Genomic DNA, 23,862 nt, shown 5'->3' with positions numbered 1-23,862 from the left:
CGGGCGGCGTGGGGCTACCGCCCGCGACGGGTGTGAAGTTGTGCGGCGGGTGAACGAAGACTGACACCCGGGCGCGTACATGTCAGGACCCCGAAGTGATGTTGGCTGAAAGTCGACTGTCCGGTGAACATTGCAGGCACGTAAACGGAGTTGGGTCGTGGTAAAGCGCCAACAGGACGTGGGTAAGGGGCGGGTAAAAAAGGGGGACGCCGCCCCGGGGGATGGTGCCTCCGGGGCGGCGCCCTGTGCGGTGCCTTTCAGGCGGCTTTGCGTGGCCCGTGCGGGGCCTGTGGCCTACGGGAAGGTGAGCTTCCAGCTGTTGATGTACCCGGTGTCCTGGGCCGCGTTGTCCTGGACCCTCAACTGCCAGACACCGTTGGCGACCTCGGAGGAGGCGTTCACCGTGTACGTGGTGTTGAGGTTGTCCGTGCTGCCGCCGGTGCCGTACGCCTTCAGCGTGTAGGCCGTGCCGTCGGGGGCGATCAGCTGCACCCGGAGGTCGCCGATGTAGGTGTGCACGATGTCGACCGCCACCGAGAGGTTCGACGGCGCGTTGCCGGTGCGGCCGGAGACGGTGATCGACGAGTTGACCGCCGCACCGTTGTCCGGAATCGATACGTCGGCCGTGTTCTCGAAGGAGGTGCCGCCGCCGCCTCCGCCGCCGCCGCCCGAACGCGCGCCCACCGCGACGCCGGCCCACGCGTCCTGCACCGCCTTGTACTCGGTGGAGGTGGTGCCGTACAGCTCACCGGCCGCCGCCAGCGTGCCGGTGCGGGCCCCCGCGTAGTTGGTGTTCGTGGTGAACTTCGTGGTCAGCGCGCGGAACCAGATCTTCTCCGCCTTGTCGCGGCCGATGCCGGTGACCGCGAGGCCGTCCGCGGTGGGCGAGTTGTAGCTGACGCCGTTGATGACCTTGGCGCCGCTGCCCTCGCTCAGCAGGTAGAAGAAGTGGTTCGCCGGGCCCGACGAGTAGTGCACGTCGACCGACCCGATGCCGGAGTACCAGCTGTCCTTGGACGCGCCGTCCTTGCTCGGCTTGTCCATGTACCGCAGCGGCGTGCCGTCGCCGTTGATGTCGATCTCCTCGCCGATGAGGTAGTCACCGACGTCCGAGGAGTTCTGGGCGTAGAACTCGACGGAGGTGCCGAAGATGTCCGAGGTCGCCTCGTTGAGGCCGCCGGACTCGCCGGAGTAGAGCAGCCCGGCCGTGTTCGAGGTGACGCCGTGCGTCATCTCGTGGCCGGCCACGTCGATGGCCGTCAGCGGGTGGGTGTTGCCCGAGCCGTCGCCGTACGTCATGCAGAAGCAGGCGTCCGACCAGAACGCGTTGACGTAGTTGTTGCCGTAGTGCACGCGCGAGTACGCGCCCACGCCGTCGCCCTTGATGCCGCTGCGGCCGTGCACGTTCTTGTAGTAGTCCCAGGTGAGGGCCGCGCCGTAGTGCGCGTCGGCGCCCGCGGTCTCCGCGTTGGACGCGGCGCCGGTGCCCCAGACGTCGTCGGGGCCGGAGAAGAGCGTTCCGGTGCCCGAGGTCCCCCGGTTGAGGTTGTACGTCTTGTGGTTGCCGCGCGCGCCGTCGGTCAGGTTGTACGTCGACCCGGACTGCGTGGTGCCGAGCGTCACCGTGCCGCTGTACATCGTGTTGCCGGTGCCGGTCTCGATGCCCTGGTACTCGTAGAGCTTCTGGCCGGTGGTCGCGTCGGTGATGACGTGCAGCTCGTTCGGGGTGCCGTCCTCCTGGAGGCCGCCGACGACGGTCTCGTAGGCGAGGACCGGAGTCCCGGTCGCCGCCCAGATCACCTTGCGCGGCGCGCGGTTGGTGTCCGCGTTCGCCGCCCCGTCGGCCTTGGCGAGGCTCAGCGCCTGCTTCTCCGCCTTCGCCGCGGCGATCGTGGGCGTGAGCGAGGCGACCTGGACGGTGGCCCGGGTGGCCAGCGTGACGTGCTCGGTGGCGCCGGACTTCGCGGTCTCGACGACCAGGTCGCCGCCGAGGACCGGGAGTCCGCTGTAGGTGCGCTCGTAGCGCGTGTGCACAGTGCCGTCGGCGTCCTTGACGACGTCACGGACGACGAGCGCCTCCTTGGCGCCGAGGCCGAGCTTCCTGGCGGTGGCCGTCTTCCCCGCGTCCGCTTCGCGGATCAGCGCGGCGCGCTGGGCGGGGGTGAGGCGCACCGACTCGGCGCCCGGGTTGGCCTTGCCCGCCGCCTGCGGTGCCTTCTCCGGGGCGGCGGTCGCGGCGCCGGCCTGCACGGCGGCGGCTATGAGCGCGGAGACGCCGACGAGGGCGACGGCCGCGGCACGACGGGAGGGGCTGTGGGGGGTGCGTCTGCGAGAGGGACTGCTGCTCAACACTGACTCCTTCTGCGCGGCCGCGGATCACGCGGCCAGGGGAGACCCGAACGGCGGGTGGGCCGTACGGGCACGACAAAGGCGGTACGCAGAACAAAGGCGGAACGTGGAGCGTGCGCGTAACTGTGGGGTTGCTGTGAACCAGCAGAGGGAAGAGTGGCAGTGGATTGCGCTGTCTGTCAGGAGCGCGTCAGGAAATTGGCCGGAAATGGTTCGTTGTCCGGTAGTCGGTGTTCGATATACGGAGCCTTCGCAACCGTTGCTCCGCCCCCACCCGTTTCCCGAGCCGTGCGCCCTCACGGCCCCCCGTGCCAGGTCCGCCACAGTGCCGCAAACGCGCCGCCGTCCGCCACCAGCGCCTCGTGCGTGCCGAGTTCGGTGAGACGGCCGTCCTCCATCACGGCGACCCGGTCCGCGTCGTGAGCGGTGTGCAGCCGGTGGGCGATGGCGATGACCGTCCGGCCGCGGAGCACCGCCGCCAGGGCCCGCTCGGTGTGCCGGGCCGTCGTCGGGTCCAGCAGGGCGGTCGCCTCGTCCAGGATCAGCGTGTGCGGGTCCGCCAGCACGACCCGGGCCAGGGCGAGCTGCTGCGCCTGCGAGCCGTCCGTGGTGCGGCCACCGCCGCCGCGGCCCAGCTCGGCGTCGAGACCGCCCGGCAGTTCCCGCACCCAGTCGGCGGCGCCGACCGCCGCCAGCGCCTCCCACAACCGCGCGTCGTCCGCCGTGGGTTCGGCGATCAGCAGGTTGTCGCGGACCGTGCCGATGAAGACGTGATGCTCCTGAGTGACCAGGACGACCTGCCGGCGCAGCGTCTCGGGCGCCAGCTCGGCGACCGGCGCACCGCCCACCGTCACCGTGCCCGCGCTCGGCGCGTCAACGCCCGCCAGCAGCCGGCTCAGCGTGGTCTTGCCCGCGCCGGACGGGCCGACGATCGCGAGCCGCTCCCCGGGCCGCACCGTCAGGTCGACCCCACGCAGCACCTCGCCGCCGCGTTCGTAGGCGTACCGCACGCCCGTCACGTCGATCCGGTCGTCCACCGGGACCGGCGCCGCCCCGCCGTCCCGCTCCGGGCGCGGCGCCCCCGCCAGGCCCTCCACCCGGGCGAACGAGGCCCCGCTGCTCTGCAGTTGCTCGACGCGCACCAGGATCTGGTCGAGCGGCTCGGTGAACTGCCGCAGATACAGCGTGGCCGCCACCACCGCGCCCAGACTCACCGCCCCGCGCGCGTGCAGCGCGCCCCCCAGCAGCAGCACCCCCGCCACCGGCAGCGAGTACGACGTCTCGACCACCGGGAAGAATACCGTGCGCAGGTAGAGCGTGTGGAAGCGGGTGCGACGCGAGATCTCCAGCGCGTCCCGGTTGGCCGCCGTCCGCTGCCGCTCGAGCCGGAACGCCTCCACCGCCCGCGCCCCGGACGCCGTCGCCGCGACGATCTCGGCCACCTCGGAGTCCGCCGCGCCCTGCGCCAGATAGCCGGCCCGCGCCCGCCGCAGATACCAGCGCAGCGCGAACCAGATCGGCGTCAGCGCCAGCACCCCGACGACGCCGAGCAGCGGGTCGATCACGAACACCGCACCGAGCGTGAACAGGGCCTGGACCGTGCAGACCAGCAGCTCCGGCCCGGCGTCCCGCAGGGTCGTGCCGACCGCGGCGACGTCGGCGGTGCCGCGGGTGGTCAGATCGCCGGCGCCGGCCCGCTCCACGACCGACGCGGGCAGGGCGAGAGCCCGCCCGACGAACTCCTCCCGGACCCGCGCCAGCGTGCGCTCGCCGAACCGGTGGCCCGCGTACCGCGCCCAGCGCGCCAGCAGCAACTGCGCCGCCGCGCACACCAGGATCACCGCCGCCAGCCGGTCCACGGGCGCGGCGCCGTGCCCGGCCCGCACCTCGTCGATGATCCGCCCCAGCAGCCACGGCCCGGCGAGGCCCGCCCCGGCGGCGAGCACGTTCAGGGCGAGCGCGCCGGCGAAGGCCCGCCGGTCGGCCCGCACCAGCCGCAGCGCCGCCCGCCGCACCTCGGAGCGGCCGGCGACCGGCAGCCGGCCGGCACCGGCGCTGCCGTCGGTCACGGTCGTCGTCATCGGGCCGTCTCCCCGTTCCCGGTCACGGTCGTCATCGGGCCGTCTCCTGGTACTCGGTCACGGTCGTCATCGGACGGCCTCCTCCGCGTCGTCGGCGTCGCGGGTCACCAGCGCGCGGTAGCCCGGCTCCCGTTGCAGCAGGTCGCGGTGGCGGCCGGTCGCGGCGACCTTCCCGTCGACCAGGTAGTGCACCGTCTCCGCGCGGTCGAGAACCAGCGGGGAGGTACTGGTGACGAGCGTGGTCCGGCCCACCCGGTACGCGTGCAGCCGCTCCGCGACCGCCGCCTCCGTGTGCGCGTCCAGCGCCGACGTCGGCTCCACGGCCAGCAGCACCTCGGGGTCGGCGAGCAGCGCCCGCACCAGCCGGACCCGCTGCCGCTGGCCGCCGGAGAGGCTGCGGCCCTGGGCGGTCACGGGCGAGTCGAGCCCCTCGGGCAGACCCTGCACGATGTCGTCGGCCGCCGCCGCCCGCACCGCCCGCGCGACCTCCGCCGCCGAGGGCGCACCCCGCCCCGAGACCACCTCGCGCAGGCTTCCGGCGAACAGGTCGGCCTCGTGGTCGGCGACCAGGATGCGGGCCCTGACCTGCTCCAACGGCAGGGCGTCCAGCCGCCGTCCGCCCCAGGTGACGTCCGAGGGGCCGTACCGGCCGAGCCGGTCCACGACGGCCGTCACCTCCGAGTGGCGTCCCCCGGCAAGTGCGGTCAGCCGGCCCGGGGCCACCCGCACACCCGAGCCGGGGTCGTGCAGCACCGACGGCTCGGCAGGCGCGTCACCGGTCCCGGTGTCGGGTTCGGGCTCCGTACGCAGCAGCCGTACGACGCGCCGGGCGGCCACCACGCCCCGGCTGAGCTGGTAGCCCATGTCGACGAGGAACGCCACCGGGCCGACCAGGACGGCGACATAGCCGTACACCGACACCAGCTCGCCCACGGTCAGCTCGCCCCGCGCGGCCAGCCTGGCCGCGAGCCAGGTCACGGTGGCGAGGAACAGGGTCGGCAGGCCCACCCCGAGCGCCTGCATCCAGCTGGTGACCGCGCCGACCCGGTAACCCTGCGCCCGCAGCCGCTGCGAGTCCCGGGCGAAGGAGTCCGCGAACAGCTGCTTGCCGCCCAGCCCGCCCAGCACGCGCAGTCCGCCCGCGAGGTCGCCGATCCGGGCGGTCAGCACGCCCTGCCGCTCCCGGTACTCCGCCTCCGTGCCCTGCAGCCGCGCCATGAGCGGCCCGACCAGCACCGCGATCACCGGCATCCCCAGCAGCACGACCGCCGCCAGCGTCGGCGACACGGACAGCAGGAGCCCGGCGACGAAGACGTACACCACGATCGAGCCGACGCCGGGCCCGACGACCGTCAGCGAACCCGCGATGGTGTGCACGTCGCCCACCCCGATGGTGACGACCTCCCCGGCCCCCGACCTGCGCGACAGGGCTGCGCCCAGCCGGGCCGCGTGTCCGACGACGACCTTGGTGGTGCGGAAGTAGGCGTCCATGCGCACCCGGGTCATCGTGCGGTGCCGCATGATGCTCACCCACGCGTTGAGCGCGCCGACCGCGAGCAGCGCAGCCGTCCAACCCGCCAGCGCGGCCGTGTCACCGGGCTCCAGCCCGTCGTCCACCGCCCGTGACAGCAGGTACGGCGCGACCGCCATCAGCACCATCCAGAGGCTGGCCAGCAGCGCCCCGGCCGCCGACCGCCCCGGCTGGCAGCGCACCAGCCACGCCAGATACGCCCAGCCGCCGCGGCTGTCGGGCGTGCCGGGATCCTCGTACGCGTCGGTCATCCGCTCGTCCTTCCGGCCCCCGTGGCCCGCTGACCGGCCCTCTTCGCCCGCTGACCGGCCCCCTTCGCCCGTCGACCGGCTCCCGCGGCCCGCTGAGCGCTCACGCCAGACTGTCCCGCCAGGCGCGGTGCAGATCCGCGAACCGGCCGGTGCCGGCGATGAGTTCGGCCGGTTCGCCGTCCTCGACGATCCGGCCGTGCTCCATGACGAGCACCCGGTCGGCGATCTCCACGGTGGACAGCCGGTGCGCGATCACCACCGCGGTACGGCCCTTCAGCACCGTGGCCATCGCCGCCTGCACGGCCCGCTCGCCCGGGACGTCCAGCGAACTGGTCGCCTCGTCGAGGATCAGCACCGCCGGATCGGCGAGCAACGCCCTCGCGAACGCGACCAGTTGGCGCTGGCCCGCGGAGATGCGGCCGCCGCGCCTGCGTACGTCGGTGTCGTAGCCGTCGGGCAGGGCGCTGATGAACTCGTGCGCGCCGATCGCCTTCGCCGCCCGCTCGATCTCCTCGCGCGACGCGTCCGGCCGCCCGATGGCGATGTTCTCGGCGACCGTGCCGGAGAACAGGAACGCCTCCTGCGTCACCATCACCACGCCACGCCGCAGCTCGGGCACCGCCAGCTCGCGCAGGTCCACGCCGTCCAGCAGCACCCGGCCCTCGGAGGGGTCGTAGAAGCGGGCGAGCAGCTTGGCCAGCGTGGACTTGCCGGCGCCGGTCGAGCCGACCACGGCGACCGTCTGCCCGGCGGGAAGGGCGAGGTCGAAACGGGGGAGGACCTCGCCGCCCGTGCGGTAGCCGAAGGAGACCCCGTCGAAGACGACCTCCCGGCCGGGGGACTCGCCCCGCAGGGCGGGCAGTTCCCGCGGAGCGGACGGCTCCGGCACGGACGGCTGCTGCGCGAGCAGTCCCGCGATCTTCTCCAGCGACGCGGCCGCCGACTGGTAGGAGTTGAGGAACATGCCGAGCCGGTCGATCGGGTCGTACAGCCGCCGCAGGTACAGCACCGCCGCCGCCAGCACACCCAGCTCCAGCGAACCGTCCGCGACCCGCATGGCGCCCCACAGCACGATCGCCGCGACCGCCGTGTTGGCGACCAGCCGCGACCCGACGACGTAGCGCGCCATCTCCAGGAGCGCGTCGCCGTTACGGCGCTCGTGCCGCCGGTTCAGGACGCGGAAGCCGGCCTCGTTGACGGCCTCGCGGCGGAACGCGCGCACCGGCCGGATGCCGTTCATCGTCTCCACGAACTTCACGATCACGGCCGCGATCGCGGTCGAGCGGGCCGTGAACACCCGGCCCGCGCGCCGCTGGTAGATCCGGACGAGGGCGTACAGCGGCACGAACGACGCGACCGCGACGGCGCCGAGGCCCAGGTCCAGCCAGAGCAGCATCGCGGAGATGAACAGGAAGGACAGCACGACGCCCACGAGTTCCTGCAGCCCCTCGTTGAGGAGTTCGCGCAGGGCCTCCACGTCGCTGGTGGAGCGGGAGATGAGCCGGCCCGAGGTGTAGCGCTCGTGGAAGTCGAGGCTCAGCGCCTGTGCGTGCCGGAAGATCCGGCCGCGCAGGTCGAGCAGCACGTCCTGGTTGACGCGTGCGGAGGCGAGCAGGAACGCGTACTGCAGCCCGCCGGACGCCACCGCGCACAGCAGGTAGCCGACGCTCACCGCGACCAGCGGCCCGTGGTCGCCGGCCCGCAGCGCCGGCACGGCGCGGTCGATGGCGTACGCCACCAGCAGCGGGCCCGCCTGCACGGCCGCCTGCTGGAGCAGCAGCAACAGCGTGGTGAGGGCGACGCGCGCCCGCATCGGGGCCAGCAGGGAACGCAGCAGCGCGCCGGTGGCGCCGGGCGCGGTGGGCAGGACGTCCTTGTCGAAGGGGTCCTGCGCGGTCCGCGGGCGCGCGTCCCGCGGCCCGTCGTCGTCGGTCGTGGGGGAGGACGTCGTGGGGGCGGTCATCGGTCGTCCTCCTGGCGGCCGGTTCCTGACATGAGGTGGGCGTACTCGGGGTTGTCGCGCAGCAGTTCCTGGTGGGTGCCCACCGCCGCGATCCGGCCGCCGGACAGCAGCGCCACCCGGTCGGCGAGGAGCACGGTGGACGGGCGGTGGGCGACGATCAGCGCGGTGGTGTCGGCGAGGACCTGCCGCAGCGCCGCCTCCACGGCGGCCTCGGTGTGCACGTCCAGCGCGGAGAGCGGGTCGTCCAGGACGAGGAAGCGGGGGCGGCCGACGACGGCTCTGGCCAGCGCGAGCCGCTGCCGCTGCCCGCCGGAGAGGCTGAGCCCCTGCTCGCCGACCTGGGTGTCGACGCCCTGCGGCAGCGCGTGCACGAAGTCGGCCTGCGCCACGTCCAGCGCCCGTTCCAGCTCGACGGCGCCCGCCCGGTCGTCGGCGCCCATGAGCACGTTCTCCCCGACGCTCGCGGAGAACAGGGTCGGCTCCTCGAAGGCCACGGCGACCCGCGCGCGCAACTCCTCGCGGGGCATCGCGGTGACGTCCTCGCCGTCCAGGGTGATGCGTCCCGCCGTCACCTCGTGCAGCCGGGGGACAAGGGCGGTGAGGGTGGTCTTCCCACTGCCGGTCGACCCGACGAGGGCCATGGACTCGCCGGGCCGGATGTGCAGGTCGACGCCGTCGAGGACGGGCCGGGACGCCGGGGCGGCGTCCGGGTAGCGGAAGGTGACGCCGTCGAAGCGGAGCCCGCCGTCGGACGTCGCCTCCGCCCGGACGACGGTGTCCTGTTCCGGCTCCTCGTCCATCACCTCGAAGTAGCGCTGTGTCGCCGTCGCCGCCTCCTGGCTCATCGCCAGCAGGAACCCGATGGAGTCCACCGGCCAGCGCAGCGCGAGCGCGGTGGACAGGAAGGCGACCAGGGTGCCCGCGGACAGCTCGCCGTCCGCCACCCGCACCGCCCCCAGTACCAGGGCGGCCCCGATCGCCAGTTCGGGCAGCGTCACGATGACGGCCCAGATGGTGGCCAGCAGCCGGGCCTTGGCCAGTTCGGTGCCGCGCAGGGTCGACGACAGCTCGCGGAAGGCGCGTGCCTGGCTGCGGTGCCGGCCGAAGCCCTTCACGATCCGGATGCCGAGGACGCTCTCCTCGACGACCGTCGTCAGATCCCCGACCTGGTCCTGCGCCCGCCGCGCCACGACCGCGTACCGGTGCTCGAAGTACACGCACATCACCACGACGGGGACGGCCGGCCCGAGGATGACCAGCCCGAGCCGCCAGTCCTGCAGCAGCATGAGGACGACGCCGAACACGATCGTGACCGAGTTGACCAGCAGAAACGTCAGGGGGAAGGCGAGGAACATCCGCACCATCCCCAGATCGGCCGTCGCCCGGGACAGCAGCTGCCCCGACGCCCACCGGTCGTGGAACGCCACCGGCAGCCGCTGGAGCCGCGCGTACAACTCCGCCCGCATCTCCGCCTCGACGTGCGACAGCGGACGCGCCACCAGCCAGCGCCGCATCCCGAACAGCAGCGCCTCGGCGAGGCCGAGGAACAGCAGGCAGAGCGAGCCCAGCCAGACCCCGGCCGTGTCCCGGTCGGCCACCGGGCCGTCCACCATCCACTTCAGGACGAGGGGGATGACCAGCCCGGTACAGGAGGCGAGCACGGCGACGAAGGCGGCCGCGAACAGCCGCAGCCGCACGGGTCTGACGTACGGCCACAGGCGCAGCAGGGAGCGTACGGCGGAGCGGTCGGGGGTGGTTGCACGTGTCTCGGCCATCACCGCGAGCCTACGGACCGGCACTGACACAGCCCACCGAGTTTCGGTCCGTCCGGGCTCCGTCGCTGGTCCTACGACCTGCCTGTTCGAGCGGTCGTACGGCCGTGTCGACCGATCGGCGGAAGTCCGTTCGAGCGAGCCGGCCGATGTTCCGCCCGTGCCCCACCCGGGACGCCGGCGCCATGCCTGTCATCGAAGTCACCGACCTGCGCAAGAACTATGACGGCCGTGCGGTCGCCGCCGGGCTCACTCCGCCACCCGCAGCAGCAGCACCGCCCGCCCGGGCACCGTCACCGTGGTGCCCGCGGGGAGGGCGACCCCGGGCGCCTCGTCCTGTTCCTCGCGGGACGTGTCGACGACCACCTCGTACCGTTGCGCCCACGGCGGCCCCGGGAGGACGAAGTCCACCGGGCGCTCCCCCGCGTGCAGGACGGCGAGGAAGCTGTCGTCGGTGATCGGGGCGCCCCGTTCGTCGCGGCCGGGGATGTCCCGCCCGGAGAGGTACATCCCCAGCGTCGCCGCGGGCGCGTACCAGTCCGCTTCCGTCATCTCCGTGCCCCGCTCCGTGAACCAGGCCAGGTCCCGCAGTCCGTCCGCCGAGTGCGCCCGGCCGGAGAAGAAGGCGCGGCGGCGGAGCACCGGGTGGCGGTGGCGCAGCGCGATCAGCCGGGCGGTGAGCTCGAACAGGGCCCGCCAGCCCGGCTCCTCCAGCAGCCCCCAGTCCACCCAGCTGATCTCGTTGTCCTGGCAGTAGGCGTTGTTGTTGCCCTGCTGGGTGCGTCCGAACTCGTCGCCCGCGACCAGCATCGGCACGCCCGTCGACAGCAGCAGCGTCGTCAGCAGGTTGCGCAGCTGCCGTCGCCGCAGCGCCTGTACGTCCTCGTCGGCCGTCGCGCCCTCGGTGCCGGCGTTCCAGGAGCGGTTGTCGTTCGTGCCGTCCCGGTTGCCCTCGCCGTTGGCCTCGTTGTGCTTGCGCTCGTACGACACCAGGTCGCGCAGGGTGAAGCCGTCGTGCGCGGTCACGAAGTTGACCGACGCGTACGGCCGCCGCCCGCCCCACGCGTACAGGTCGCTCGAGCCCGACAGCCGGTAGCCCATCTCCCGCACGTCCGGCAGGGCTTGCCGCCAGAAGTCCCGCGCGGCGTCGCGGTAGCGGTCGTTCCACTCCGTCCACAGCGGCGGGAAGGCGCCCACCTGGTAGCCGCCCGAGCCCACGTCCCAGGGTTCGGCGATGAGCTTCACCCGGCGCAGCACCGGGTCCTGCGCGATCACCGCCAGGAACGGGGAGAGCATGTCGACGTCGTGCATGGACCGGGCCAGCGCCGCCGCCAGGTCGAAGCGGAAGCCGTCGACGCCCATCTCCGTCACCCAGTAGCGCAGCGAGTCGGTGATCAGGCGCAGCACGTGCGGCTGGACCACTTGCAGGGTGTTCCCGCAGCCCGTGTAGTCGGCGTAGCGCCGGGCGTCGGACTGCAGGCGGTAGTAGCCGCGGTTGTCGATGCCCTTCAGCGACAGGGTGGGGCCCAGTTCGCCCGCCTCCGCAGTGTGGTTGTAGACGACGTCGAGGATGACCTCGATCCCGGCCGCGTGCAGGGCCCGCACCATCCGCTTGAACTCGCCTACCTGCTGGCCCGTCGTGCCCGAGGCGGCGTACGCGGCGTGCGGCGCGAAGTAGCCGATCGAGTTGTAGCCCCAGTAGTTCTTCAGGCCGCGGCGCAGCAGATGGTCCTCGTGTGCGAACTGGTGGACCGGCAGCAGCTCCACCGCCGTGACGCCCAGCCGCACCAGGTGCTCCACGGCCGCCGGGTGCGCCAGGCCCGCGTAGGTGCCGCGCAGTTCCTCCGGGACGCCGGGGTGCCGTCGGGTGAAGCCCCGCACGTGCAGCTCGTAGATCACCGAGTCGGCCCACGGCGTCTTCGGACGGCGGTCGTCGGCCCAGTCGTCGTCGTCGTGCACGACGACGCCCTTGGGCACGTGCGGCGCGGAGTCGCGTTCGTCGCGCACCGTGTCGGCGACCTGCTGCTGGGGCCAGTCGCGGACGTGCCCGTACACCTCCGGCGGCAGCAGGAACTCGCCGTCCACCGCGCGGGCGTACGGGTCGAGGAGCAGCTTCGCCGGGTTCCAGCGGCCGCCGGTCCACGGGTCCCAACGGCCGTGCACCCGGTAGCCGTAGCGCTGGCCGGGCATGATCCCGGGCACGAAGCCGTGCCAGATCTCGTGCGTGAGCTCGGTGAGCCGGGCCCGCGTCTCCCGGCCGGCCTCGTCGAACAGGCACAGCTCGACCGCCTCCGCACCGCCCGCCCACAGCGCGAAGTTGGTGCCGGCGACCCCGTCCGGGCCGACCCGGAACCGGGCGCCCAGCGGTGTGGAGGCGCCCGGCCACACGGGCGGGCCCGGCACCTTGCGCGAGACGCCGTTCACGACGGCCTCCGGCGTGGCGTGCTCGGCCGCCACCGCCTCCTGCTCGGCTGCGCTGGACACCGTCTAGCCCTCCCGCGGCTCGTGGGACGACGGGGGAGAAGAGCGCGCGGTGTCCCGTCCGCGGCTCCCTTTCGCGTCGCCCTCCCCCCATGTCTGCCCACAGCGGCCCTCGCACTCACGTTTCCCCGGAGCGTGCCCGGTCGTTGGGCACCCCGTGAGGCACGTACATGGGCGCGCACGGCGCGCGGGGGTCGCACTGGCCGCCGTACTGACATGGGCAGGACTGCTGGCCGGGGCCGCCGGCTGTACCGGCGGAGGTGACAGCCGCAGCGGACTCGACCGGATGCTCGGCAAACCCGCGGCCCCCGAGGACGTCATCCGCGTCAGCCCGCAGGACGGCGCGAGAGGCGTGCGGCCCGGGACGGATCTGTCGGTGCGGGTGCCGGACGGCCGGCTGGAGTCCGTGAAGGTCGTCAGGTCGCAGGACGCGCGGGAGAGCGAGGTGAAGGGGCGGATCGCCGCGGACGGTCTGAGCTGGCGGCCGGCCGAGGCCCGGCTCGGGCTCGCCGCCCGCTACACGGTCGACGTGGTGGCGCTGGACGGTGAGGGCAACCGTTCGGCGCGCCACACCACCTTCACCACCTTCGTCCCCGAGAAGCGCTTCATCGGGTATGTCACGCCCGAGAACCGGGCCACCGTGGGCACCGGGATGATCGTCTCGCTGGAGTTCAACCGTGAGATCGGCGACCGCGCCGCCGTCGAACGCGCCGTCCGGGTGACGGCCGAGCCCGCCACCGAGATCCGGGCGCACTGGTTCGGCGGCACCCGGCTCGACTTCCGCCCCGAGGAGTACTGGCGGCCGGGCACCGAGGTCACGGTCGACCTCGCGCTGCGGGACGTCGAGGGGGCGCCCGGTGTCTACGGCCTGCAGGACAAGTCGTTCTCCTTCACCGTGGGCCGCAGCCAGATGTCCCTGGTGGACGCGGCCAGGCACATCATGCAGGTGCGGCGGGACGGCGAACTGCTGGCCACCGTGCCGATCACGGCCGGGTCGCCCGAGAACACCACCTACAACGGCAAGATGGTGGTGAGCGAGATGCTGGAGCTGACCCGCATGAACGGCGCCACGGTCGGCTTCAAGAAGGCCGACGGCAAGGGAGAGTACGACATTCCGGATGTTCCGCACGCCATGCGGCTGACCGGCTCCGGCACCTTCCTGCACGGCAACTACTGGGCGCAGGACGTCTTCGGCAGGGCCAACGTCAGCCACGGCTGCGTGGGTCTGCGGGATGTGAAGGGCGGCGGCTCGGACACGCCCGCGGGCTGGTTCTTCGACCGCTCGCTCGTCGGCGACGTCGTCGAGGTGGTCCACAGCGAGGACAAGCAGGTCGCCCCGGACAACGGCCTCGGCGGCTGGAACATGACCTGGAAGGAGTGGACGGCGGGCAGCGCCCTGAACTGACCCTTCCTCCCGGTGCAACCATCCCCGCCGTTGCGTGGTCCCAGTTGGGACGGAACGGTGACCTTGGCCTGACACGAAGCTCAAATTCGTACGGTTAATATGCGCCAGAGATCGCGCGGGAGCGCTGGGGTGGGGGCCTGACCAGGGCCTTGCGAGGGGAGAACGACTTGAACGTGCGACCGATATCGGGGGCGTCGGTTGACGGGCGCTCACGGGGCCGCAACAGACGGCTGGCGCTGATCGTCGGCGGGATGCTGCTCGCCGTCACGGCGTGCGGCGGGGGCGCTGAGGGCTCGGGTTCCGGGTCCGACGGGAAGGCCGAGGGTGACAAGGGGGCCACGGCCGCCGCGGAGAGCAAGCAGTCGGAGGCGGTCGTCACCATCGCCCCGAAGACCGGCGCGAAGGACGTGGACACCAGCGGCGCCCTCAAGGTCACCGCGGCCAAGGGCAAGCTGACCGAGGTCACCGTCAAGGACGCCAAGGGCAGGAAGATCGACGGCGCGATCACGGCGGACGGCGCCGGCTGGACGCCCGCCACCCACCTGGCCGCGTCCACCGCGTACCAGGTGCACGCGGTCGCCAAGGACTCGGCCGGCCGCACGGCCGCCGAGGACTCCGCCTTCACCACGCTGAGCCCGCAGAACACCTTCATCGGCAACTTCACGCCCGAGGACGGCTCCACGGTCGGCGTCGGCATGCCGTTCTCCGTCCGGTTCACCCGGGGCATCACCAAGCCGGCGGACGTCGAGAAGGCCATCAGGATCACGACCGTGCCCGCCGTCGAGGTCGAGGGCCACTGGTTCGGCAACGACCGCCTGGACTTCCGCCCGGAGAAGTACTGGAAGGCCGGCACCAAGGTGAAGGTCGAGCTGAACCTCGACGGCGTCGAGGGCCGCAAGGGCGTCTACGGCAAGCAGTCCAAGACGCTGTCCTTCACCATCGGCCGCGACCAGGTGACCGTCGTGGACGCCAAGAAGCACACGATGGAGGTCACGCGGGAGGGCAAGGTCGTCAAGACCGTCCCGGTCACCACCGGCAAGCCGGGATACGCCACCTGGAACGGCCAGATGGTCATCAGCGAGAAGTTCACCGTGACCCGCATGAACGGCGACACGGTCGGCTACGACGGCGAGTACGACATCAAGGACGTCCCGCACGCCATGCGGCTGACCAACTCCGGCACCTTCGTGCACGGCAACTACTGGGGCGGCGACGCCTTCGGCAACTACAACGCCAGCCACGGCTGCATCGGCCTGCGCGACGTGCGCGGCGGCTACGACGGCTCCGTGCCGGCCGCGTGGTTCTTCAACCAGTCGATGGTCGGCGACGTGGTCGTCGTGAAGAACTCCACCGACCCGGTGGTCGACCCGTCCAACGGCCTCAACGGCTGGAACATCTCCTGGGCGGACTGGAAGAAGTAGCGTTCCCCCTCCCTGTTCTCGTGGGCGGGCCCGGTGCTGTGACACACGGCACCGGGCCCGCCGTCGTTAGTGGTGGTTAACCTGCTGCCATGACCGTGAATCTGGAAGTCGCCGACGGCGTCGGCACGATCCGCCTCGACCGTCCGCCCATGAACGCGCTGGACGTCGCCACGCAGGACCGTCTCAAGGAGCTCGCCGAGGAGGCGACCCGGCGCGACGATGTCCGCGCCGTCGTCCTGTACGGCGGTGAGAAGGTGTTCGCCGCGGGCGCGGACATCAAGGAGATGCAGGACATGGACCACACCGCGATGGTGCTGCGCTCCCGCGCCCTGCAGGAGTCCTTCACGGCGGTGGCCCGCATCCCCAAGCCGGTCGTGGCGGCCGTGACCGGGTACGCGCTGGGCGGCGGCTGTGAACTCGCGCTCTGCGCGGACTTCCGCATCGCCGGGGACGGCGCCAGGCTGGGCCAGCCGGAGATCCTGCTCGGGCTGATCCCCGGGGCCGGTGGCACCCAGCGCCTCTCCCGGCTGATCGGCCCCTCCAAGGCGAAGGACCTGATCTTCACGGGCCGGATGGTCAAGGCGGACGAGGCGCTGGCCCTCGGGCTGGTGGACCGGGTGGTGCCGGCCGCCGACGTGTACACCGAGGCGCACGCCTGGGCGGCGAAGCTGGCGCAGGGTCCGGCGCTGGCGCTGCGCGCGGCGAAGGAGTCGATCGACACCGGTCTGGAGACGGACGTCGAGACGGGTCTGGCGGTGGAACGCACGTGGTTCGCCGGTCTGTTCGCCACCGCCGACCGTGAGACCGGCATGCGCAGCTTCGTGGAGGAAGGGCCCGGCAAGGCCAAGTTCCTGTGAGCGGCGTCTCTTTCGGAGGCGGCGCGGGTACTTGCTCTTGACGGGACGTCTCACCCGCGTCCCCCGATGGGGCGGATCGGGGAAACCTTGAGGCAGCCTCAAGCCTGTCCTGTCGGGGGAACCCGCCGTTTGCCGCGAAGCGGGTCTTCGCGGCAGGTCAGGGTGGGTTTGTCGGCATCTGTACTGCCACTGGCATATGCCGATCGACTCAATCGGAACGAGGGATTCCGGGGGGCGTATTCCACAGGAACGGCCCCGGAGGGTGCCCGGGGCCGCCATGATGGGGGCATGGCGGGGCTGGAAGGCATCGAACAGCCGCGGGGACACAGCCGTGCGGCCGCGGCGCGCTGGTCGCCCGCGGTCGAGGACGAACAGGCGCTCAAGGCGCTGGAGTTGTTCGGCAACCCGACGGAGGGCGAGGTTCCGTTGCCGTCCCGTCCCGAGTCCGCCGCCGCGGCCCGCCGGCTCGCCCAGGTCGTGGTCCTGCGCCAGTGGGGGCTCAGTCCCAAGATGGCCGAGGACGCGGTACTGCTCGTCTCCGAACTCGTCGGCAACGCCGTGCGGCACACCGGCGCCCGCGTCTTCGGCCTGCGGATGCGGCGTCGGCGCGGCTGGATCCGCGTCGAGGTCCGCGACCCGTCCCGCGGGCTGCCCTGTCTGATGCCGGTTCAGGAGATGGACGTCAGCGGGCGGGGTCTCTTCCTCGTCGACAAGCTGTCCGACCGGTGGGGGGTCGACCTGCTGCCCCGCGGGAAGACGACCTGGTTCGAGATGCGGGTCGCCGACCGCTGACCGGTCCGTGAGGCGCCCGGCCGGCGGACGCGGCCGAGGCGTCAATGGCCGGAATTGCGACATATCACCCCTTAAATGGTGTGGGTGACCCCATCCGACCGTCGTTCCGCGCTGCGGGCGGGCGCCGGGCTCGTCGCCGGGGGTGCGTTCGCGGCCGGGTGCTCGCCCGCCGTGTCCTCCTCCGGCGCCGCCGTCCGGTCCGCCGCCGACTCCCGGTCTCCCGCCTCGCGGCCCGCCGCCTCCCGGTCCCCCGCCGGCCCGGCGGCCGCCCCCGCTCCGCGCGCCTTCCCCGGTCGGCCCGCCCAGATCACGCACGGCCCCCGCGGGCGGCCCCGGGTCGCCCTCACCTTCCACGGGCAGGGCGAGCCCGCCGTCGCCCGCGCCCTGCTCGGCGAAGCCGAACGGCACGGCGCCCGGGTCACCGTCCTGGCCGTCGGGACCTGGCTCGACGAACACCCCGACCTCGCCCGCCGGGTCCTCGACGGCGGCCACGACCTCGGCAACCACACCCAGCGGCACCTGGACGTCAACGCGATGTCCGAGGCCGAGGCGACGGCAGAGATCGGCGGGTGCGCACAGCGGCTTCGCCGGCTCACCGGATCCGTCGGCACCTGGTTCCGGCCCTCCCGGGCCGCCCGCGCCTCCCCGCTCGTCGCGGCGCTGGCCCGGCGGGCCGGCTATCCGCACGTCCTCTCCTACGACGTCGACTCCCTCGACTTCACCTCGCCCGGCGCCTCCGCCGTCACCCGCAACGTCCTCGACGGGATCCGCAACGGGTCCGTCGTGAGCCTGCACTTCGGGTACGCCGACACGGTCGCCGCACTCCCCGCCCTGCTGGACGAACTCGACCGCCGCGGACTGCGCGCGGTCACTGCCACGGAGCTGATCGGCTGATGCACCGCAACCTCGTCACAAGCGCCCTGCTCACCGGCGCCGCCCTCGCCGTCCTCGCCGCCTGCGGCACCGACGGCCGAAGCGGCGCGGACGGGACGGGCAGGACCGAGGCGGCCGTGCCCGCGCCGGCGAAGAAGGCCGCCAGACCGGTCGTCGACGGCCTTGCGGGCATGCCGCCCCTGCTCGACCCCAAGGACGTCTACGCCGCCGACCGCCCGAACCGGCTCTCCCCGGTGGTCAAGGACTTCCCGTCCCGGGTCTACGTGCCCAACACCGAGTCCGACACCGTCTCCGTCATCGACCCGAAGACCTACCGGGTGATCGAGACGATCCGCGTCGGACGCCAGCCGCAGCACGTCGTCCCCTCGTGGGACCTCAAGACCCTCTGGGTCAACAACGACCGCGGGCACACCCTCACCCCGATCGACCCCGCCACCGGGAAGACGGGCAAGCCGGTCGAGGTGCACGACCCCTACAACCTCTACTTCACGCCCAACGGCAGGTACGCCGTCGTCATGGCCTCCCTCGACCGTGAGCTCGTCTTCCGGGACCCGCACACGATGAAGCGGATCAAGACCGAACCGGTCACCTGCTACGGCGTCAACCACGCCGACTTCTCCCTGGACGGGAAGTACTTCATCGTGTCCTGCGAGTTCAGCGGCGAACTGCTGAAGGTCGACACCGAGCGGATGAAGGTCGTCGCCCAGCAGAAGCTGCCCCTCAAGGGCGCCATGCCGCAGGACGTGAAGGTCTCGCCGGACGGCAAGCTGTTCTACGTCGCCGACATGATGGCCCACGGCATGTGGATCGTCGACGGCGACACCTTCGGCAAGCCGCGGTTCCTGCACACCGGCAAGGGCTGCCACGGGCTGTACGTCAGCCGCGACTCCCGCGAGATGTACGTCACCAACCGTGGCGAGGGCACCGTCTCCGTCTTCGACTTCACCAAGGGCGAGCTCACCAAGAAGTGGCGTCTGCCGGACGGCGGCAGCCCCGACATGGGCGGCGTCTCGGCGGACGGCAAGGTCCTGTGGCTGTCCGGGCGGTACAACTCCGAGGTGTACGCCATCGACACCGCCGACGGTCACCAGCTCGCCCGCATCAAGGTCGGCAGCGGACCGCACGGCCTGGCCGTCTATCCGCAGCCCGGCCGCTACTCGCTCGGCCACACGGGCGTCTTCCGCTAGCGGGAGGTCCTGCGTCCCGCGGCCGGCGGGGCCGTTAATCTGGCCTGCGTCAGTTGGACAGCAGAACAGCACATGTGCCGCAAGGCATGAAGAAGAGGGGCGGACCGGTGGCCGACATCGAAGAAGCGCGCAACCATTTCCAGCGGATCGACACAGACGGCGACGGCTTCATCACCGCGGCCGAGTTCAAGACCGCCCTGGCTCAGCAGGGCGACTGGAACGTCACGGAGTCGGTCGCCGAGGCCATCATCAAGTCCCGCGACCTGAACGGCGACAAGGTCCTCTCGTTCGACGAGTTCTGGGCCCACCTGAACAAGTGACGGGAGCCCGTACGGGCTGACGTGGAACCGACAGGGGGCGCCGACGGGGCGCCCCCTCAGTCGTGGGCCGAAGACCGTCGTCGGGGACGGAACGGGACCCCGCCGGCCCGGGTCGACGCCGTCCGCCCCGTCTTCGGTCTGCGGGGCCGGCGTCGAGGCCGTCACCAAGCGGGAGATCGATCCCCCGCTCCCTCAGCACTCGATGATGTTCACCGCGAGCCCGCCCCGGGCCGTCTCCTTGTACTTGACGCTCATGTCCGCGCCGGTGTCCTTCATCGTCTTGATGACCTTGTCGAGGGACACCTTGTGCGAGCCGTCGCCGCGCATCGCCATACGGGCCGCGGTGACCGCCTTGACCGCGGCCATGCCGTTGCGCTCGATGCACGGGATCTGGACCAGGCCGCCCACCGGATCGCAGGTCAGGCCGAGGTTGTGCTCCATGCCGATCTCGGCCGCGTTCTCCACCTGCTCCGGGGAGCCGCCGAGGACCTCGGCGAGCGCCCCCGCCGCCATCGAGCAGGCCGAGCCGACCTCGCCCTGGCAGCCGACCTCGGCACCGGAGATGGAGGCGTTCTCCTTGAAGAGCATGCCGATCGCGCCGGCCGCGAGCAGGAAGCGGACGACGCCGTCCTCGTCGGCGCCGGGCACGAAGTTCATGTAGTAGTGCAGCACCGCCGGGATGATGCCGGCCGCGCCGTTCGTGGGAGCCGTGACCACCCTGCCGCCGGCCGCGTTCTCCTCGTTCACGGCCATCGCGTACAGCGTGATCCACTCCATGGAGTGCGCCAACGCGTCGCCCTCCGCCCGAAGTTGACGGGCCGTCATGGCGGCGCGGCGGCGGACGCGCAGGCCGCCCGGCAGGATGCCCTCCCGGGACATGCCCCGCGAGACACAGCCCTGCATCACCCGCCACAGCTCCAGCAGGCCCGCCCGGATCTCGTCCTCCGTGCGCCAGGCCCGCTCGTTCTCCAGCATCAGCGCGGAGATCGACAGCCCCGTCTCCTTCGTGAGGCGCAGCAGTTCGTCGCCCGTGCGGAAGGGGTACTTCAGCACCGCGTCGTCGAGTTTGATGCGGTCCGCGCCGACCGCCTCCTCGTCCACGACGAACCCGCCGCCGACCGAGTAGTACGTCTTCGACAGCAGTTCGGCGCCCTGCGCGTCACGGGCCCATATCGTCATGCCGTTGGCGTGGTACGGCAGCGCCTTGCGGCGGTGCAGGACGAGATCGTCGTCGAAGGAGAACGGGATCTCGTGCGAGCCGAGCAGCCGCAGCCGCCCGGAGTTCCTGATCTGCTCCACCCGCTCGTCGGCGGTCTCCACGTCCACCGTGCGCGGCGAGGAGCCCTCCAGGCCCAGCAGGACCGCCTTGGGCGTGCCGTGGCCGTGCCCGGTCGCGCCGAGCGAGCCGTACAGCTCGCAGCGGACCGAGGCGGCGGAGTCCAGCAGGGACTCGTTGCGCAGCCGCCGTGCGAACATGCGGGCCGCCCGCATCGGGCCGACCGTGTGGGAGCTGGACGGGCCGATGCCGATCGAGAACAGGTCGAAGACCGAGATGGCCACGGGAACTCCTCGGGAAAGGGCGGGGGCGCACGTCGTCGGGCACCCCCACCAGGGAACTACTTGCTCAGGCCGGGGTACAGGGGGTGCTTGCGGGCGAGGGCGGTCACCCGGGCCTTGAGGGTTTCGGCGTCGTAGGACGGCTTGAGGGCCCGGGCGATGACGTCGGCGACCTCGGCGAAGTCCTCGGCGGTGAAGCCGCGGGTGGCCAGGGCCGGGGTGCCGATGCGCAGACCGGAGGTCACCATCGGCGGGCGCGGGTCGTCGGGGACGGCGTTGCGGTTGACGGTGATGCCGACCTCGTGGAGACGGTCCTCGGCCTGCTGTCCGTCCAGCGCCGAGGCGCGCAGGTCGACCAGGATGAGGTGGACGTCGGTGCCGCCGGACAGGACGTTCACGCCGGCCTCGCGGGCGTCCGGCGCGGTGAGGCGATCGGCGAGGATCTTGGCGCCTTCGACCGTGCGGCGCTGGCGTTCCTTGAAGTCGTCGCTCGCGGCGACCTTGAAGGAGACGGCCTTGGCGGCGATGACGTGTTCCAGAGGGCCGCCCTGGAAGCCGGGGAAGACGGAGGAGTTCAGCTTCTTGGAGAACTCCTTCTTCGCGAGGATGATGCCGCCGCGGGGGCCGCCGAGGGTCTTGTGGGTGGTGGAGGTGACGACGTCGGCGTACTCCACCGGGTTGGGGTGGAGACCGGCCGCGACCAGGCCCGCGAAGTGCGCCATGTCGACCCACAGGAACGCCTCGACCTCGTCGGCGATGCGGCGGAACTCGGCGAAGTCGAGCTTTCGGGGATAGGCGGACCAGCCCGCGATGATGACCTTGGGGCGGTGTTCCTTGGCCAGGCGTTCGACCTCGGCCATGTCGACCAGGCCCGCGCCGTCGACGTGGTAGGCGACCACGTCGAACTGCTTGCCGGAGAAGTTGAGCCGCATGCCGTGGGTGAGGTGGCCGCCGTGGGCGAGGTCCAGGCCGAGGATGGTGTCACCGGGCTGGGCGAGGGCGAACAGGGCGGCCTGGTTGGCGGAGGCGCCGGAGTGGGGCTGGACGTTGGCGTACTCGGCGCCGAAGAGGTCCTTGACCCGGTCGATGGCGATCTGCTCGGCGACGTCGACGTGCTCGCAGCCGCCGTAGTAGCGGCGGCCGGGGTAGCCCTCGGCGTACTTGTTGGTCAGGACCGAGCCCTGGGCCTCCATGACCGCGAGCGGCGCGAAGTTCTCCGAGGCGATCATCTCGAGCGTGGACTGCTGGCGGTTCAGCTCGGCGTCGACCGCGGCCGCGATCTCCGGATCGAGCTCGTGCAGGGACGTGTTCAGGACGGACATGCGACTACGACTCCTCAGCCGGCGGTGTAGGCGGTGTACTCGTCAGCGGAGAGCAGATCGTCCGGCTCGCCCGTGACGCGTACCTTGAACAGCCACCCGCCCTCGAAGGGGGCGGAGTTCACCAGCGCCGGGTCGTCGACGACGTCCTGGTTGACCTCGGTGATCTCACCGGAGACCGGGGCGTACAGCTCGCTGACCGACTTGGTCGACTCCAGCTCGCCGCAGGACTCGCCCGCGGCCACCGTGGCGCCCACCTCCGGGAGCTGGACGAAGACCACGTCACCGAGCGCGTTGGCCGCGTGCTCCGTGATGCCGACCGTCGAGACGCCGTCCTCGGCGACCGACAGCCACTCGTGCTCCTTGCTGTAGCGCAGCTGCTGGGGGTTGCTCATGGCCTGAATTCTCCTGTACGCGGGGGAGTGCTGATGAAGGGGGGACGGTCCCGGGCACGGGTGAGCAGCGCGAATACGCGCGGGGTCACCCGTGGCCCGGGGCCCAGTGTCTACTTCTGGCGCTTGTAGAAGGGCAGCGCCACGACCTCGTACGGCTCGTGGGTGCCCCGGATGTCCACGCCCACGCCCGGAGCGCCCGGCGCGGCGTGCGCGGCGTCGACGTAGGCCATCGCGATGGGCTTGCCCAGCGTCGGGGAGGGCGCGCCGGAGGTGACCTCGCCGATCACCTCGCCGCCCGCCACGACGGCGTACCCGGCGCGCGGGACGCGGCGGCCCTCGGCGACCAGGCCGACCAGGACGCGCGGCGGCTGCCGCTCGGCCAGCGCCGCCGCCTCGGCGAGCGCCTCGCGCCCGACGAAGTCGCCCTGCTTCTCGAACTTCACCACGCGCCCGAGGCCCGCGTCGAAGGGGGTCAGGGAGGTGTTCAGCTCGTGACCGTACAGCGGCATGCCCGCCTCGAGGCGCAGCGTGTCCCGGCAGGACAGCCCGCAGGGGACCAGCCCGACGCCCTCGCCGGCCTTGGTCAGCGCCTGCCACAGTTCGACGGCGTGCTCCGGCTTCACGAACAGCTCGAAGCCGTCCTCGCCGGTGTATCCGGTGCGCGCGATGAGCGCGGGGACGCCGGCGACGGTGCCCGGCAGGCCCGCGTAGTACTTCAGGCCGTCGAGATCGGCGTCGGTGACGGCCGCGAGGATGCCGGGGGACTCCGGTCCCTGGACGGCGATCAGGGCGTAGGCGTCACGGTCGTCGCGGACCTCGGCGTCGAACTCCTCGACCAGGTTGGCCAGCTCGTTCAGGACGTTCTGAGCGTTGGACGCGTTGGAGACGATCATGTACTCGGCCTCCGCGAGCCGGTACACGATGAGGTCGTCGAGGATGCCGCCGTCCGCGGCGCAGATCATGGTGTAGCGGGCGCGGCCCACGCCCACTGCGGCGAGGTCGCCCACCAGGGCGAAGTTCAGGAACTCGGCCGCCTCCGGGCCGGTCACGGTGATCTCGCCCATGTGCGAGAGGTCGAAGAGCCCGGCCCGGGTGCGGACGGCGAGATGCTCGTCGCGTTCGGAGCCGTAACGCAGGGGCATGTCCCAGCCGGCGAAGTCGGTCATCGTCGCGCCGAGCGAGCGATGCAGGGCATCGAGCGCGGTGTGACGGGGTGCGGTACTGCTCATCGGTCGTTCGTCTCCCAAGGCGACGGGGCCCTCCCGCGCGAGTGAAGCCGGACGCGGG

Annotated in this window: 17 protein-coding genes; 7 read left to right on the top strand and 10 right to left on the bottom strand. The window is 72.1% G+C overall.

Annotated features, from left to right (window positions below; translation table 11 throughout):
• Positions 1-294: 294 nt before the first annotated feature.
• The 6 genes from C6376_RS02095 to glgX form a co-directional block, all read right to left on the bottom strand.
• Positions 295-2,349: a M4 family metallopeptidase gene (locus C6376_RS02095; protein WP_107441834.1), complete on the bottom strand. Its 2,055-nt coding sequence runs from the start codon at positions 2,347-2,349 to the stop codon at positions 295-297.
• A gap of 296 nt (positions 2,350-2,645) precedes the next feature.
• Complete coding sequence (locus tag C6376_RS02090; protein WP_107441833.1) at positions 2,646-4,430, bottom strand: ABC transporter ATP-binding protein; 1,785 nt, start codon at positions 4,428-4,430, stop codon at positions 2,646-2,648.
• Positions 4,431-4,496: 66 nt separating this feature from the next.
• Entirely contained in the window at positions 4,497-6,212 is a 1,716-nt protein-coding gene (locus C6376_RS02085; RefSeq protein ID WP_107441832.1) for an ABC transporter ATP-binding protein, read from the bottom strand.
• A gap of 100 nt (positions 6,213-6,312) precedes the next feature.
• Complete coding sequence (locus C6376_RS02080) at positions 6,313-8,175, bottom strand: ABC transporter ATP-binding protein (protein WP_107441831.1); 1,863 nt, start codon at positions 8,173-8,175, stop codon at positions 6,313-6,315.
• On the bottom strand, positions 8,172-9,950 hold the full coding sequence (locus C6376_RS02075; protein WP_107448720.1) for an ABC transporter ATP-binding protein: 1,779 nt from the start codon (positions 9,948-9,950) through the stop codon (positions 8,172-8,174). Before C6376_RS02075 ends, C6376_RS02080 begins: the two co-directional genes overlap by 4 nt.
• 246 nt (positions 9,951-10,196) lie before the next feature.
• Positions 10,197-12,431 (bottom strand): glycogen debranching protein GlgX, encoded by a 2,235-nt coding sequence (gene glgX, locus C6376_RS02070; protein ID WP_107441830.1) that lies wholly within the window; start codon positions 12,429-12,431, stop codon positions 10,197-10,199.
• A 154-nt stretch (positions 12,432-12,585) separates the two neighbouring features.
• Here glgX and C6376_RS02065 point away from each other — a divergent pair, with 154 nt between their 5' ends.
• The 7 genes from C6376_RS02065 (at position 12,586) to C6376_RS02035 (ending at position 19,304) form a co-directional block, all read left to right on the top strand.
• Positions 12,586-13,833, top strand: a complete 1,248-nt coding sequence (locus C6376_RS02065) for an Ig-like domain-containing protein (protein WP_107441829.1) — start codon at positions 12,586-12,588, stop codon at positions 13,831-13,833.
• A 167-nt stretch (positions 13,834-14,000) separates the two neighbouring features.
• On the top strand, positions 14,001-15,254 hold the full coding sequence (locus C6376_RS02060; RefSeq protein WP_173985562.1) for an Ig-like domain-containing protein: 1,254 nt from the start codon (positions 14,001-14,003) through the stop codon (positions 15,252-15,254).
• An 89-nt stretch (positions 15,255-15,343) separates the two neighbouring features.
• A complete protein-coding gene (locus C6376_RS02055; protein WP_107441827.1) occupies positions 15,344-16,111 on the top strand; it encodes an enoyl-CoA hydratase/isomerase family protein in 768 nt (255 codons plus the stop codon).
• Positions 16,112-16,399: 288 nt separating this feature from the next.
• Entirely contained in the window at positions 16,400-16,903 is a 504-nt protein-coding gene (locus C6376_RS02050; protein ID WP_107441826.1) for an ATP-binding protein, read from the top strand.
• A gap of 75 nt (positions 16,904-16,978) precedes the next feature.
• On the top strand, positions 16,979-17,797 hold the full coding sequence (locus C6376_RS02045) for a polysaccharide deacetylase family protein (RefSeq protein WP_107441825.1): 819 nt from the start codon (positions 16,979-16,981) through the stop codon (positions 17,795-17,797).
• Complete coding sequence (locus C6376_RS02040) at positions 17,797-18,984, top strand: YncE family protein (protein WP_107441824.1); 1,188 nt, start codon at positions 17,797-17,799, stop codon at positions 18,982-18,984. The genes C6376_RS02045 and C6376_RS02040 overlap by 1 nt, the downstream gene beginning before the upstream one ends.
• A gap of 107 nt (positions 18,985-19,091) precedes the next feature.
• Entirely contained in the window at positions 19,092-19,304 is a 213-nt protein-coding gene (locus tag C6376_RS02035; RefSeq protein WP_107448719.1) for an EF-hand domain-containing protein, read from the top strand.
• Positions 19,305-19,496: 192 nt separating this feature from the next.
• Here C6376_RS02035 and C6376_RS02030 read toward each other — a convergent pair whose 3' ends face one another.
• The 4 genes from C6376_RS02030 to gcvT all read right to left on the bottom strand — a co-directional run bounded on the left by C6376_RS02030 (position 19,497) and on the right by gcvT (position 23,804).
• Complete coding sequence (locus C6376_RS02030) at positions 19,497-20,864, bottom strand: L-serine ammonia-lyase (RefSeq protein ID WP_107441823.1); 1,368 nt, start codon at positions 20,862-20,864, stop codon at positions 19,497-19,499.
• Positions 20,865-20,920: 56 nt separating this feature from the next.
• Complete coding sequence (gene glyA / locus C6376_RS02025; RefSeq protein ID WP_107441822.1) at positions 20,921-22,183, bottom strand: serine hydroxymethyltransferase; 1,263 nt, start codon at positions 22,181-22,183, stop codon at positions 20,921-20,923.
• A 14-nt stretch (positions 22,184-22,197) separates the two neighbouring features.
• On the bottom strand, positions 22,198-22,575 hold the full coding sequence (gene gcvH, locus C6376_RS02020; RefSeq protein ID WP_107441821.1) for a glycine cleavage system protein GcvH: 378 nt from the start codon (positions 22,573-22,575) through the stop codon (positions 22,198-22,200).
• Between the two features lie 110 nt (positions 22,576-22,685).
• Positions 22,686-23,804, bottom strand: a complete 1,119-nt coding sequence (gene gcvT, locus C6376_RS02015; RefSeq protein WP_107441820.1) for a glycine cleavage system aminomethyltransferase GcvT — start codon at positions 23,802-23,804, stop codon at positions 22,686-22,688.
• Between the last annotated feature and the right edge of the window lie 58 nt (positions 23,805-23,862).

This window comes from Streptomyces sp. P3 (assembly GCF_003032475.1).
Classification (GTDB): Bacteria; Actinomycetota; Actinomycetes; order Streptomycetales; family Streptomycetaceae; genus Streptomyces.
The sequence above is the reverse complement of the archived record's forward strand: the minus strand, read 5'-3'. Positions and strand labels throughout refer to the sequence as shown.